At 71.2% G+C, this 13230-nt stretch carries 9 protein-coding genes; 7 read left to right on the top strand and 2 right to left on the bottom strand.

Going from position 1 to position 13230, the window contains the following annotated elements:
- Window positions 1-35 precede the first annotated feature (35 nt).
- Window positions 36-1556, top strand: coding sequence for a GTPase HflX (hflX, locus tag AB0P41_RS28645; RefSeq protein ID WP_356710182.1), 1521 nt, complete (start codon window positions 36-38; stop codon window positions 1554-1556).
- A 102-nt stretch (window positions 1557-1658) separates the two neighbouring features.
- Here hflX and AB0P41_RS28640 read toward each other — a convergent pair whose 3' ends face one another.
- Window positions 1659-2870, bottom strand: a complete 1212-nt coding sequence (locus AB0P41_RS28640) for a hypothetical protein (RefSeq protein WP_365934917.1) — start codon at window positions 2868-2870, stop codon at window positions 1659-1661.
- A 338-nt stretch (window positions 2871-3208) separates the two neighbouring features.
- On the opposite strand from AB0P41_RS28640, the gene AB0P41_RS28635 reads away from it, so the two are divergent.
- From AB0P41_RS28635 to AB0P41_RS28615, 5 genes are read left to right on the top strand one after another with little or no spacing between them, the layout of a single operon-like run.
- Window positions 3209-4600, top strand: coding sequence for a diaminobutyrate--2-oxoglutarate transaminase family protein (locus AB0P41_RS28635; protein WP_365934915.1), 1392 nt, complete (start codon window positions 3209-3211; stop codon window positions 4598-4600).
- 28 nt (window positions 4601-4628) lie between these two features.
- Window positions 4629-6551: an IucA/IucC family protein gene (locus tag AB0P41_RS28630; protein ID WP_365934913.1), complete on the top strand. Its 1923-nt coding sequence runs from the start codon at window positions 4629-4631 to the stop codon at window positions 6549-6551.
- Window positions 6552-6582: 31 nt separating this feature from the next.
- Window positions 6583-7302 (top strand): GNAT family N-acetyltransferase, encoded by a 720-nt coding sequence (locus AB0P41_RS28625; RefSeq protein WP_365934912.1) that lies wholly within the window; start codon window positions 6583-6585, stop codon window positions 7300-7302.
- Between the two features lie 60 nt (window positions 7303-7362).
- Window positions 7363-9222: an IucA/IucC family siderophore biosynthesis protein gene (locus AB0P41_RS28620; RefSeq protein ID WP_356710192.1), complete on the top strand. Its 1860-nt coding sequence runs from the start codon at window positions 7363-7365 to the stop codon at window positions 9220-9222.
- A 50-nt stretch (window positions 9223-9272) separates the two neighbouring features.
- Complete coding sequence (locus tag AB0P41_RS28615; RefSeq protein WP_356710194.1) at window positions 9273-11240, top strand: ATP-dependent DNA helicase; 1968 nt, start codon at window positions 9273-9275, stop codon at window positions 11238-11240.
- Between the two features lie 69 nt (window positions 11241-11309).
- On the opposite strand, the gene lexA is transcribed toward AB0P41_RS28615, so the two are convergent.
- On the bottom strand, window positions 11310-12107 hold the full coding sequence (lexA, locus tag AB0P41_RS28610; RefSeq protein ID WP_104789571.1) for a transcriptional repressor LexA: 798 nt from the start codon (window positions 12105-12107) through the stop codon (window positions 11310-11312).
- A gap of 534 nt (window positions 12108-12641) precedes the next feature.
- On the opposite strand from lexA, the gene nrdR reads away from it, so the two are divergent.
- Complete coding sequence (gene nrdR / locus AB0P41_RS28605; protein WP_356710197.1) at window positions 12642-13157, top strand: transcriptional regulator NrdR; 516 nt, start codon at window positions 12642-12644, stop codon at window positions 13155-13157.
- The last annotated feature ends 73 nt before the right edge of the window (window positions 13158-13230 follow it).

The following is a 13230-nucleotide window of genomic DNA, read 5'->3' as shown; positions in this document are numbered from 1 at the left end:
CTGACGTATCGGACTTCTATCGACGTAAGGATCCAATGACCTCCTCTTCTTCCCTTCCCCAGGACGCGCAGGACGCGCAGAGCGCCACGGAAGCCAACTCCGAGAGCCTCACCGAGAGCCTTCGGGCCGACGCCCTGATGGAAGAGGACGTCGCCTGGAGCCACGAGATCGACGGAGAGCGGGACGGCGAGCAGCTCGACCGTTCCGAGCGTGCGGCGCTGCGCCGCGTGGCAGGCCTCTCCACCGAGCTCGAGGACGTCACCGAGGTCGAGTACCGGCAGCTGCGCCTTGAGCGCGTGGTTCTCGTCGGTGTCTGGACCTCCGGGACCGTTCGTGACGCGGAGATCTCCCTCGCGGAGCTCGCGGCCCTCGCCGAGACCGCGGGGGCGCAGGTGCTCGACGCCGTGTTCCAGCGGCGGGACAAGCCCGACCCCGCCACCTACATCGGCTCGGGCAAGGCACTGGAGCTGCGCGACATCGTTCTCGAATCCGGGGCCGACACCGTGGTCTGTGACGGTGAGCTGAGCCCCGGCCAGCTGATCCACCTGGAAGACGTCGTCAAGGTCAAGGTGGTCGACAGGACCGCACTGATCCTCGACATCTTCGCCCAGCACGCCAAGTCCCGGGAGGGCAAGGCGCAGGTGTCGCTGGCACAGATGCAGTACATGCTCCCGCGCCTGCGCGGCTGGGGTCAGTCGCTGTCCCGGCAGATGGGCGGCGGCGGTTCCAGCGGTGGTGGCGGCATGGCCACCCGTGGTCCCGGTGAGACCAAGATCGAGACGGACCGGCGACGGATCCGCGAGAAGATGGCGAAGATGCGCCGGGAGATCGCGGAGATGAAGACCGGCCGGGAGATCAAGCGCCAGGAGCGCAAGCGCAACAAGGTGCCCTCCGTGGCGATCGCCGGGTACACCAACGCCGGGAAGTCATCGCTGCTCAACCGGCTCACCGGCGCGGGTGTCCTCGTGGAGAACGCCCTGTTCGCGACCCTCGACCCGACCGTGCGCCGGGCCGAGACGCCGAGCGGCCGTGTCTACACCCTGGCCGACACCGTCGGGTTCGTGCGGCACCTGCCGCACCACCTGGTCGAGGCGTTCCGCTCCACCATGGAGGAGGTCGGCGAGTCCGACCTGATCCTGCATGTGGTGGACGGTTCACACCCGGTGCCCGAGGAGCAGCTCGCCGCCGTGCGTCAGGTGATCCGGGAAGTCGGCGCGGTCGACGTACCCGAGGTCGTCGTGATCAACAAGGCGGACGCGGCGGACCCGCTCGTGCTGCAGCGTCTGATGCGCGCCGAGAAGCACGCGATCGCGGTGTCGGCGCGGACCGGAGCCGGTATCGACGAGCTGCTCGCGCTCATCGACGCCGAACTGCCGCGGCCGGCCGTGGAGATCGAGGCGCTCGTGCCCTACATCCAGGGGGCGCTGGTCTCCCGGGTGCACGCGGAGGGCGAGGTGATCTCCGAGGACCACACCGCGGAGGGCACCCTGCTCAAGGCGCGGGTCCACGAGGAGCTCGCGGCGGAGCTCGCGGTCTTCGTGCCGGCGGCTCACTGACGCGCGGTGGACGCGTAGAAGGCCGGGCTCCCCCCGCGAAGGGGAGCCCGGCCTTCTCGTGTGCTCCGTGCCGGCGACCGCCGGTCCGGAGCACACGCCGTCCTACTGTCCCGCGTACTTCTTGCTGACGGCCTCGTAGACGCCCTTGGCCTCCTCGCCCAGGCGAGGACCTGCCAGCCAGCCCGCCGTCACCGGGCCGATGGAGGTGTTGGAGACCAGGGCCGGCTTACCGTCCTGGCCCTTCGCGACCCAGCCGCCACCGGACGAACCACCGGTCATCGTGCACCCGATGCGGTACATCGTCGGCTGCTCCTCGAAGACCGCCAGGCGGCCCGGCTCGTCGGCGCACCGGAACGCCTTCTGGCCGTCGAACGGAGGAGCCGCCGGATAGCCGGTCGCCGTCATGCTGTCGATCTCAGGGACGGCCGGGGCGTTGAAATCGACCGGCAGCGCCGAACCGACGGTCTCCTCCAGGGACTTGCCCGTGGAGCCCTTCTCCGGGGCGACCTGCAGCACCGCGAAGTCGTACGGAGCTCCCTGGCCGCCGGTCGCGGCGCCCTGGTTGATCCACTGGTCGGAGGTCTGCGCCCACTGGCCCCACCACACGCCGTACGGAGCGATCTCCTCCTTCGACGCGTTCTGCAGCTCGGCCGTCGACATGCCGCTGTCGTTGTACGAGGGAACGAAGGCGATGTTGCGGTACCAGCCGCCGTTCTTGCCCGCGTGCACGCAATGCCCGGCCGTCCAGACCATGTTGGACTTGCCCGGGTGGGCCGGGTCCTGGACCACGGTCGCGGAGCAGACCATCGAACCCTCGGGGCCGTCGAACAGGAGCTTGCCGGACTCGGGCGCGCTCCCGTGGTACGGCGTCTGCAGGTTCGCGGCCTCGACCGGCGCGGGGGTCGGGTCCGTCACGCCCTCGTCGCCGGAGATGTCGTTGTCGACGGGGTTCTCCGGGGCCTTGTCCGCGTCCCGCATCCGCTCCGGGTCCCAGAGGTCCTCGATGACGGGGTTGACGTAATCCTTGGCCTCACGCAGCCACTTGTCCCTGTCCCAGTTCTTCCACTCGCCGCCCCGCCACTTGTCGAGGTCGATCCCGTGCTCCTTGAGCCGGTCCTTGAGGTCGTCCGGGATGACGACCTTTCCGTCGGAGGACTGGCCGGTGGAACTGCTCGGCTCGCTGATCGCGCCGTCCTCCTCCGGCCCGCAGGCCGTGGCGGAGAGCGTCAGGAGCGCGGCGAGGGCGGCTGCGGCGAACACCCGGGGGGTGCGGCGGGCGCTCCCCCCGCGGTGTGCGGTATCGGTCGGGCGCATGGGTCGCATCTGGTGATCCCCCTGGGACTTCGTCACTGACTTCGGTACCGCACTGCGGACTTGGCGTGCGCGGCAGGGCCGTGAGGCCACATCGCGCACCCTCGGAGCGGCGGCTCCGTCCCGAGTGCGGCCCCTACTATGCCGGTGCCGTTGGGGACGGCGCGCGGCAGGGCCACGGTTCCGCCCGCGCAGGGTTCTTCCGATTCACCCGTGATCTCCCGCCTTCCGCGTCGTTGGTACGTACGGGGGACACCCGGACAGCGTTCATCCGCGCAGTCCGCCCCCGGGGACCGTACCGATGCGCAACGCAACTGTTACCGCAGGAGGACCGAACAGCCGTGGCCGTGACCGAACCAGCTCCGGTGGTGCTCTCCCCTGCGCACGAAGGGATTCTGCGGCGTCAGGCACTACGTGAATCTGCGGCCCGCACCTACGCGCGGTCCCTGCCGATCGTGCCGGTACGCGCGCGGGGCATGACGATCGAGGGCGCGGACGGACGGCGCTATCTCGACTGTCTGTCCGGGGCGGGCACACTGGCCCTCGGGCACAACCACCCGGTGGTGCTCGAGGCCATCAGAAAGGTCATCGACTCCGGCGCACCACTGCATGTGCTCGATCTCGCCACCCCCGTCAAGGACGCCTTCACGACCGAGCTGTTCGCCACCCTGCCCCGTGAACTGGCCGACAACGCCCGGATCCAGTTCTGCGGTCCGGCCGGGACGGACGCCGTCGAGGCGGCCTTCAAGCTGGCCAGGGCGGCGAGCGGGCGCAGTGAACTCCTCGCCTTCACCGGCGCGTACCACGGAATGACCGCCGGTGCCCTGGCCGCCTCGGGCGGGGCCACGGACGTCCGGGTGACGCGGCTGCCCTTCCCGCAGGACTACCGCTGCCCCTTCGGAACCGGCGGGGAGCGGGGCGCGGACATCGCCGCGCGCTGGACGGAACACCTCCTGGACGACCCCAAGGGCGGGGTGCCCGCTCCGGCCGCCATGATCGTGGAGCCCGTGCAGGGCGAGGGCGGGGTGAACCCGGCCCCGGACGGCTGGATGCGCCGGATGCGGGAGATCACGCAGGAGCGTTCCATCGCCCTGATCGCGGACGAGGTGCAGACGGGAGTCGGCAGGACCGGCACCTTCTGGGCGGTCGAGCACAGCGGTATCGTGCCCGACGTGATGGTGCTCTCGAAAGCCATCGGCGGCTCGCTGCCCCTCGCGGTGATCGTCTACCGCTCCGAGCTCGACCTCTGGCAGCCGGGCGCCCACGCCGGCACCTTCCGGGGTAATCAGCTGGCCATGGCGGCCGGCTCCGCGACCCTCGCGTACGTACGGGAGAACCGGCTCGCCGAGCGCGCGGGGACACTCGGCGCGCGCATGCTCGCCCGGCTCCAGGCGCTCGGCGCGGACCATCCGAGCATCGGTGACGTCCGTGGCCGCGGTCTGATGATCGGCATCGAACTCGTCGACCCCGAGGCCGAGCCGCTCACCGTCACCGCCGAGAGCGGCTCCGCGCCACCGCCCGATCCGGCCCTCGCCGCAGTGGTGCAGCAGGAATGCCTGCGCCGCGGCCTCATCGTCGAACTCGGCGGACGTCACAGCGCCGTGGTCCGACTGCTCCCTCCCCTGACTCTCACCGACGAACAGGCGACGGCGGTCGTCGACCGCCTCGCCGACGCACTGAGTGCGGCCGAGCGCTCTCCGTACCGCCGGGCCGCTACCGGGCCGACCCGCTGATCCCGGACCCCTCACAAGGAAGACCGCCGTGAACCCCACCCCTGCGCCCGAGGCCGACGGCCCCCTCACCAGCCAGCAGCGAGGACATGACCTGCCGGAGGGCCCCCTCGCCGTCGAGTCGACGACCGTGCCCCGCCAGAAGGCCGGCCCGCACGGCACCCCGCGAGCCGGGTCGGACGCCCACGCCGGCGCCGTCCCGGCGGACCTCCCCGGCGGCACGGTGCGGGACCCGCTCGACCATCCGGACCCGCTCCGGGCCGCGGACTCGGCCGGTACGGAGAATCTGCTGCGCTGCTGGGCCAGGGAGAACGACCTGCCCCGGCCCCGGGGGAACACCCTGCGCGTGCCGCTCCCCGCGAGCGGCACCGCCCTGCTCGTCCCGGTCACCCACTGGTCCGCGACCGGCTGGCACCGCTTCGGGACGCCGTCGTTGGAGAACGCCCCCGACGGCGCCCCGGGCGTCGAAGCCGTCACCGTGGCCGCACTGCTCAGCAGGGAGAGCGAGCGGAACGCCGGCGTCGACCTGGTGGCCAGGGTGGCCGACTCCGTACGGCACACGGCGGTCTTCATCGCCGACCGGCGCCGGGCGCCCACCGCGCCGCCCGAGGCCGACCTCTTCCTCGCCGCCGAGCAGTCCCTCGTCCTCGGCCACCCCCTGCACCCCACGCCCAAGAGCCGCGAAGGGCTCTCCGAGTCGGAGACGCTGCTCTACTCACCCGAGCTGCGCGGCTCCTTCCCGCTCCACTGGATGGCTGTGGACCGTTCCGTGCTGGCCACTGAGTCGGCGTGGACGAAGGCCGGCAGGCCGGTCCCGGCGGAGGCGCTCCTCGCACCGCACGCAGAAGGGCTGGACCTCCCCGAAGGAACCACGGCCCTCCCGCTCCACCCCTGGCAGGCCGCCGAGGTCCTGCGCCGTCCCGAGGTCGTCGCCCTGCGCGAGAAGGGCCTCCTGCACGACCTCGGTCCGCACGGCGAACGCTGGCACCCCACCTCGTCCGTCCGCACCGTGCACCGCCCGGGCTCCGACCTCATGCTGAAGCTGTCCCTGGGCGTACGCATCACCAACTCCCGCCGGGAGAACCTCCGTAAGGAGCTCCACCGAGGAGCCGAGGTGCACCGGCTGCTGCGCACCGGCCTCGCGGACCGGTGGCAGGAGGCGCACCCGGGCTTCGACATCGTCCGGGACCCGGCCTGGCTCGCCGTCGACCAGCCGGACGGCAGCCCCGTCCCCGGCCTCGACGTGATGCTCCGCCACAATCCGTTCGGCCCCGCCGACGACGCCGTCTGCATCGCCGGACTCACCGCCCCCCGGCCGTGGCCCGGCCGTCCCGGGACGCACTCGCGGCTCGCCGACACGGTCCTCTCGCTGGCCGCGCGCACGGGCAGGACGACCGGGGCGGTGTGCGCCGAGTGGTTCCTGCGCTACCTCGACCGCGTGGTCCTCCCCGTCCTCTGGCTCGACGCCAACGCGGGCGTCGCCCTGGAGGCCCACCAGCAGAACACGCTCGTACTCCTCGACCCGGACGGCTGGCCCGTCGGCGGCAGGTACCGCGACAACCAGGGCTACTACTTCCGGGAGTCCCACCGGGCCGCGCTCGAGCGCCGGCTCCCGGGCATCGGCGCCGTCAGCGACACCTTCGTCACCGACGACGTCACGGACGAACGGCTCGCCTACTACCTCGGCATCAACAACGTGTTCGGGCTGATCGGAGCCTTCGGCGCCCAGCGGCTCGCCGACGAACAGCTGCTCCTCGCGGCGTTCCGCCGCTTCCTCGAAGGCACCGTCGCGCTGGGCTCCTCCCTGCCCGCCTATCTCCTGGAGACCGGCCAGCTCCGCTGCAAGGCCAACCTGCTGACCCGGATGCACGGCCTCGACGAACTCGTCGGCCCGGTCGACACCCAGTCCGTGTACGTCACCATCACCAACCCGCTCACCGGCGGCAAGGCATGACGGTCTGAACCAGCGAGAGGAGAGCGTCACGGTGCACCGAGCCGATGCCCACACCGGGACCGGTGCCGTCCCGCCCGACGGCACCGGCACCGAGGACACCCTGGAGCTGCGGCTCACCGAGGAGCTCCTCGCCCTGCTCGGCGCCGGATCCGCGGCGGCCACCGCGAGGGCCGACGCCTCCGCTCTCGTGGGGGACCCCGGCGCGTGGAGCCCGGTCAGCACCCCCGCGGGGGTGTTCCGGCTCGTCGCAGTGGAACCCGGACGCGATCTGGCGGTGATCGCCCGCTGGATGAACGATCCCGCGGTCGCCGCCTTCTGGGAGCTCGCGGGACCGGAGGCGGTCACCGCCGCGCACCTCGGCCGGCAGCTCGAAGGGGACGGCCGCAGCGTCCCCTGCCTCGGCGTCCTCGCAGGTACCCCCATGAGCTACTGGGAGATCTACCGCGCGGATCTGGACCCGCTCGCCCGCCACTACCCGGCACGGCCCCACGACATGGGGATCCACCTCCTCATCGGCGGCGTGGGCAACCGAGGACGGGGCATCGGCACCGTACTGCTCAGGGCCGTCGCCGATCTCGTACTCGACAACCGGCCGCTCTGCGGACGTGTCGTCGCCGAGCCGGATCTGCGCAACACCCCGTCCGTGTCCGCCTTCCTGACCGCCGGCTTCCGCTTCTGCGCGGAAGTGGACCTTCCCGACAAGCGAGCCGCCCTGATGGTCCGCGACCGAGCCCACCGTGACCGCCTGTGAACAACTCGCCGCACCGCACAGCCTGCTCGAACCCCATCGGTCCCACCCGGAGGAGTCACCGTGCCGACATATCCTGCGAGCCACCATCCGGCGAAGCCTCATACGCCGCTCGACACTCCGGAACTCAACCGGACCGTCTGGGACCGGGTCGCGGCGAGGCTCCTCGCCAAGACGCTCGGTGAGTTCGCCTACGAGGAAGTCATCGAACCCGTCCCCAGGACGGATGACGGAGCGGGGCGGACCGGCGACTACACCCTGACGCTCGACGACGGCGCGACCCTGAGCTTCCACGCCCGGCGCGGTGTCTACGGCAGCTGGCGTGTCGACCCGGCGACGATCACCGAGCTCCCCGCCGGGGACACGGGGGCCGGCAGCACCGACGGCACACCCTTCCGGGACCCCCTGCGATTCCTCGCCCGAGGCCGCCGCCTCCTCGGCCTCGACGGCGCCACGCTCGGCCACCTCATCCGCGAGCTCACCGCCACCCTCACCGCCGACGCCCGCCTCGACCACACCGCGCTCACCGCGGCGCAGCTCGCCGAGCTCCCGTACGCCGAGCTCGAAGGCCACCAGACAGGACACCCCTGGCTCGTGGCGAACAAGGGCCGTCTCGGATTCTCCGCCACCGACGCCGCCCGCTTCACCCCGGAAGCCCGGTCCGCGACCGCGCTGCCCTGGATCGCCGTCAGCACCCGGATAGCGGGCTACCGGGGAGTGGGCCGTGTCGCCGCCCCCGGAGACCTCTACGACCAGGAACTGGACCCGGCTGTAAGGGAATCCTTCGCCGCGATCCTGCGCGGGCGGGGGCTCGACCCCACGGACTACCTGTTCCTCCCCGTGCATCCATGGCAGTGGGACGAATGGATCGTCCCCCTCTTCGCCCCCGCGATCGCGGACGCCGAGATCGTCCCCCTGCACACCGACGACGACCTCCGGCTGCCCCAGCAGTCCATCCGCACCTTCACCAATGTGCGGCGGCCCGACCGGCACACGGTCAAGCTGCCCCTGTCGATCCTCAACACCCTCGTCTGGCGGGGCCTGCCGACCGAACGCACGCTCGCCGCCCCGGCCGTCACCGCGTGGGTCCAGGGGCTGTGCGACGGTGACCCGTTCCTCCGGGACACCTGCGGCGTCATCCTGCTCGGCGAGGTCGCGTCGGTGGCGGTCGAGCACCCGCTCTACGACCACCTCCCCGAGTCTCCGTACCAGTTCAAGGAGATTCTCGGGGCGATCTGGCGGGAGCCCCTCCAGCCGCGGCTGGCGCCCGGCGAACGCGCCCGTACGCTCGCCTCGCTGCTGCACACGGACCCCGACGGCCGTTCCTTCACCGCCGAGCTCGTCGCCCGCTCGGGGCTGGCCCCGGCCGTCTGGCTGACCCGGCTCTTCACCGCGCTGCTGCCACCGCTGCTGCACTTCCTGTACCGCTACGGCACGGTCTTCTCCCCGCACGGCGAGAACGCCATCGTCGTCTTCGACGAGCACGACGTACCCGTGCGGCTCGCGATCAAGGACTTCGTCGACGACGTGAACGTCAGCGCCCGGCCGCTGCCGGAACACGACACGATGCCCGCGGACGTCCGGGAGATCCTGCTCACGGAGGAACCGTCCTTCCTCACCCAGTTCATCCACTCCGGGCTCTTCGTGGGCGTCTTCCGCTATCTGTCCCCACTGTGCGAGGAGCAGCTGAACGTCCCCGAGGGTGAATTCTGGTCACTCGTCCGTGCCGAGATCCTGAGGCACCACGCCCGGTTCCCCGGCCTCAAGGAGCGGTTCGAGATCTTCGACATGCTGACACCGACGATCGAGCGCCTGTGTCTCAACCGCAACCGTCTGCATCTGGACGGTTACCGCGACCGCCCGCAGCGCCCGCACGCCGCCGTCCACGGCTCCGTCCCCAACCCGCTCCACCCCTCAGCGTGAGTCCGGGAGCGACCGATGGTGTCAGTGGGGCGCCGTAGGGTGGACGCGCTATGACGAAGCCATCTCTCCCCGAGCTCCTCCACGCCGCCGTCACCGCCGTCGGCGGTACGGAGCGCCCCGGCCAGGTCTCCATGGCCGAGGCCGTCGCCGAGGCTGTCGACGACAACGCCCACCTGCTCGTCCAGGCCGGCACCGGCACGGGCAAGTCCCTCGGCTATCTGGTGCCGGCGCTGGCCCACGGCGAGCGGGTCGTGGTGGCCACGGCCACCCTGGCCCTCCAGCGCCAGCTGGTGGAGCGGGACCTTCCGCGTACGGTCGACGCGCTGCACCCGCTGCTGCGCCGCCGGCCGCAGTTCGCGATGCTCAAGGGCCGGTCGAACTACCTCTGTCTGCACCGCCTCCACGAGGGGGCGCCGCAGGACGAGGAGGAGGGGCTCTTCGACCAGTTCGAAGCGGCGGCGCCGTCGAGCAAGCTGGGCCAGGACCTGCTGCGTCTGCGGGACTGGTCGGACGAGACGGAGACCGGCGACCGGGACGACCTGACGCCGGGTGTCTCGGACCGGGCCTGGTCCCAGATCTCCGTCTCCTCGCGTGAGTGTCTCGGCGCCACCAAGTGCGCGTACGGGGCCGAGTGCTTCGCGGAGGCGGCCAGGGAGAGGGCCAAGCTCGCCGACGTCGTCGTCACGAACCACGCCCTGCTCGCGATCGACGCGATCGAAGGCGCGCCGGTGCTCCCCAAGCACGAGGTGCTCATCGTCGACGAGGCCCATGAGCTGGTCTCCCGGGTCACCGGGGTGGCCACCGGTGAGCTCACCCCCGGCCAGGTCAACAGGGCGGTGCGCCGTGCGGCGAAGCTGGTCAACGAGAAGGCGGCCGACGCCCTGCTGACCGCGTCCGAGGGGTTCGAGCGGGTCATGGAGCTGGCGCTCCCGGGGCGCCTCGAAGAGGTGCCCGAAGACCTCGGCTACGCGCTGATGGCCCTGCGCGACGCCGCCCGTGCGGTGATCTCCGCACTCGGAGGCACCCGCGACAAGAACGTCCAGGACGAGGACGCGGTGCGCAAGCAGGCGATGGCGTCGGTCGAGTCCATCCACAGTGTCGCGGAGCGCATCACCCAGGGCTCGGAGTACGACGTCGTCTGGTACGAGCGCCATGACCGCTTCGGGGCGTCGGTCCGGGTCGCCCCGTTGTCCGTGTCCGGGCTGCTGCGGGAGAAGCTGTTCGCCGATCGCTCGGTGGTGCTCACCTCGGCCACCCTCAAGCTCGGCGGCGATTTCAACGGGGTGGGGGCCTCGCTCGGTCTCGCGCCGGAGGGCACGGCGGGTGACGGCATCCCCCAGTGGAAGGGGCTCGACGTCGGCTCGCCCTTCGACTACCCGCGGCAGGGCATTCTGTACGTCGCCCGGCATCTGGCCACGCCCGGCCGGGAAGGCTCCCGCTCCGACATGCTCGACGAGCTCGCGGAGCTGGTGGAGGCGGCGGGCGGTCGCACCCTGGGCCTGTTCTCGTCCATGCGGGCGGCCCAGGCGGCTGCCGAGGAACTGCGGGGCAGGCAGGACAAGCCGATCCTGCTGCAGGGCGAGGAGACGCTCGGCGAGCTGATCAAGAATTTCGCGGCGGACCCCGAGACATGCCTGTTCGGGACGCTGTCCCTCTGGCAGGGCGTCGACGTCCCCGGCCCGAGCTGCCAGCTCGTGATCATGGACCGGATTCCGTTTCCCCGGCCGGACGACCCGCTGATGAGCGCCCGGCAGAAGGCGGTCGAGGAGGCGGGCGGCAACGGCTTCATGGCCGTGGCGGCGACCCACGCGGCGCTGCTGATGGCCCAGGGCGCGGGCCGGCTCGTCCGGGCCATGGGCGACAAGGGCGTGGTCGCGGTCCTGGACCCCCGGCTGGCCAACGCGCGGTACGGAAGCTATCTCCGCGCCTCGCTGCCCGACTTCTGGTACACCACGGACCGCAACCAGGCGCGGCGCTCGCTCGCGGCCATCGACGCGGCGGCCAAGACCGCTCAATGAGCACCGCGGAAGCGCCAGGGCCCCGGGATCGGCGCAGGGATCCCGGGGCCCGGTCCGAACCGGCGGAACTCACACCCGCCGCAGCACCGCCACGACCTTGCCCAGGATCGTCGCCTCGTCACCGGGGATCGGCTGGTAGGCGGAGTTGTGCGGGAGCAGCCATACATGGCCGTCCTCGCGCTTGAACCGTTTGACCGTGGCCTCGCCGTCCAGCATGGCTGCCACGATGTCGCCGTTCTCCGCGACCGGCTGGCGCCGGACCGTGACCCAGTCCCCGTCCATGATCGCCGCCTCGATCATCGAGTCACCGACGACCTTCAGCACGAAGAGCTCGCCGTCACCGACGAGCTGGCGGGGGAGCGGGAAGACGTCCTCGACGGACTCCTCGGCGAGGATCGGACCGCCGGCGGCGATCCGGCCGACCAGCGGCACGTACGACGCGGCGGGCTTGCCGGTGGTGTCGGTCGGCTGGGTACTGGGCTGGTCCGAGCCCCGGACCTCGTAGGCGCGCGGCCGGTGAGGGTCGCGGCGCAGGAAGCCCTTGCGCTCCAGAGCCATCAGCTGGTGGGCGACGGACGAGGTGCTGGACAGCCCCACCGCCTGGCCGATCTCACGCATCGACGGGGGATAGCCCCGCCGCTGCACGGAATCCCGGATCACCTCGATCACGCGCCGCTGCCGGTCCGTGAGCCCTGAGCTGTCCGCCCGGATGCCAGGAGGTCGGCCGGGCAAGGAGCGTGCGGGGCGTGTGGGCTCTGGCCCCTCCGCGTTCATGACTGAGTCATTCATGGCATGCACCGGCTCAAGTCGGCTCTGGGAGCGGTGGTCCTGGGCAGTGATGGTGGCACTGTCTGCGGTGGTGGTCACGTCGGCCCCTCTCGAATGGTCTCCCTAGTTAGGCAACGGTAGTAGCTTTCGAAAGGTTGCGCCAAACACACGTTCGAGTGAAAAACAAATAAAGGGCTGTCGCGCGCTTGCCGAGAGGTGTATGAGCTGAATGCGACGTACCGGAATCGAGCGCGGTTCCGGGGGTCCACGCTAGCGTTCCGCCGGTCTCTTTCCGTGCGCGGGGGTGCGTCCCCGGCGTGCCGTGGTGTGCCCTTCGTGGCCCCCCTGGGGCTGCCCGCCGGGCAGCACCCGCAGTCCGGACGCGCGTGCGTTTCCCGTACCCTCGTGCGGGGTCGTAGGCTGCCACCCGGCCCCCGGGGGAGCGCGACACGCGCGAGGGTGAAAGTGGAGCGAAACCCTAGATGTAGTGGTCGCCTTGCTTGCATCGCCCATAAGTAGTGGTCCCCGGTCCGTCAGGGCCGAGTTCATCGCCTATGCTGGTGACCGTCCTCAGGGGCCCTGAACAGGGCACGGAGGGCTATTCAGTCGTGCTGTGAGGGAGGGTTCGGAGACATGCACTGCCCCTTCTGCAGGCACCCCGACAGTCGGGTCGTGGACAGTCGCACGACGGACGACGGGACGTCGATCCGACGGCGCCGTCAGTGCCCCGACTGCTCCCGTCGCTTCACGACGGTGGAGACCTGTTCGCTGATGGTGGTCAAGCGCAGCGGCGTGACCGAGCCCTTCAGTCGCACCAAGGTCATCTCGGGGGTCCGCAAGGCATGCCAGGGACGGCCCGTCACCGAGGACGCACTGGCGAAGCTCGGACAACGGGTCGAGGAAGCCGTGCGGGCCACGGGGAGCGCCGAGCTGACGACGCACGACGTGGGTCTGGCCATACTCGGCCCCTTGCAGGAGCTCGACCTCGTCGCGTACCTGCGTTTCGCATCGGTGTACCGGGCGTTCAACTCCCTCGAAGACTTCGAGACCGCGATCGCGGAGCTCCGTGAGGAGCGGCCCCGCGCAGAGCAATGCGGGAGCGGCGGGACCGTGGAGGTCCCCGCGCCCGCCGCAGTCGCCGCTGATTGATCCACCGAGCCGGCCCCAGGGGCGGCGGAGCCGGCGACAGGCGGCACCAGACCTGTTCCGAGACGTTCTGCGT

This window comes from Streptomyces sp. NPDC079167 (genome assembly GCF_040686735.1).
Taxonomy (GTDB): Bacteria; Actinomycetota; Actinomycetes; order Streptomycetales; family Streptomycetaceae; genus Streptomyces.
The sequence above is the reverse complement of the archived record's forward strand: the minus strand, read 5'-3'. Positions and strand labels throughout refer to the sequence as shown.

Excerpts from the sequence above, each read along its gene's own strand:
- hflX (WP_356710182.1), top strand. The coding sequence starts at position 36 with ATGACCTCCTCTTCTTCCCTTCCCCAGGACGCGCAGGACGCGCAGAGC.
- AB0P41_RS28640 (WP_365934917.1), bottom strand. The coding sequence starts at position 2,870 with ATGCGCCCGACCGATACCGCACACCGCGGGGGGAGCGCCCGCCGCACC.
- AB0P41_RS28615 (WP_356710194.1), top strand. The coding sequence starts at position 9,273 with ATGACGAAGCCATCTCTCCCCGAGCTCCTCCACGCCGCCGTCACCGCC.
- nrdR (WP_356710197.1), top strand. The coding sequence starts at position 12,642 with ATGCACTGCCCCTTCTGCAGGCACCCCGACAGTCGGGTCGTGGACAGT.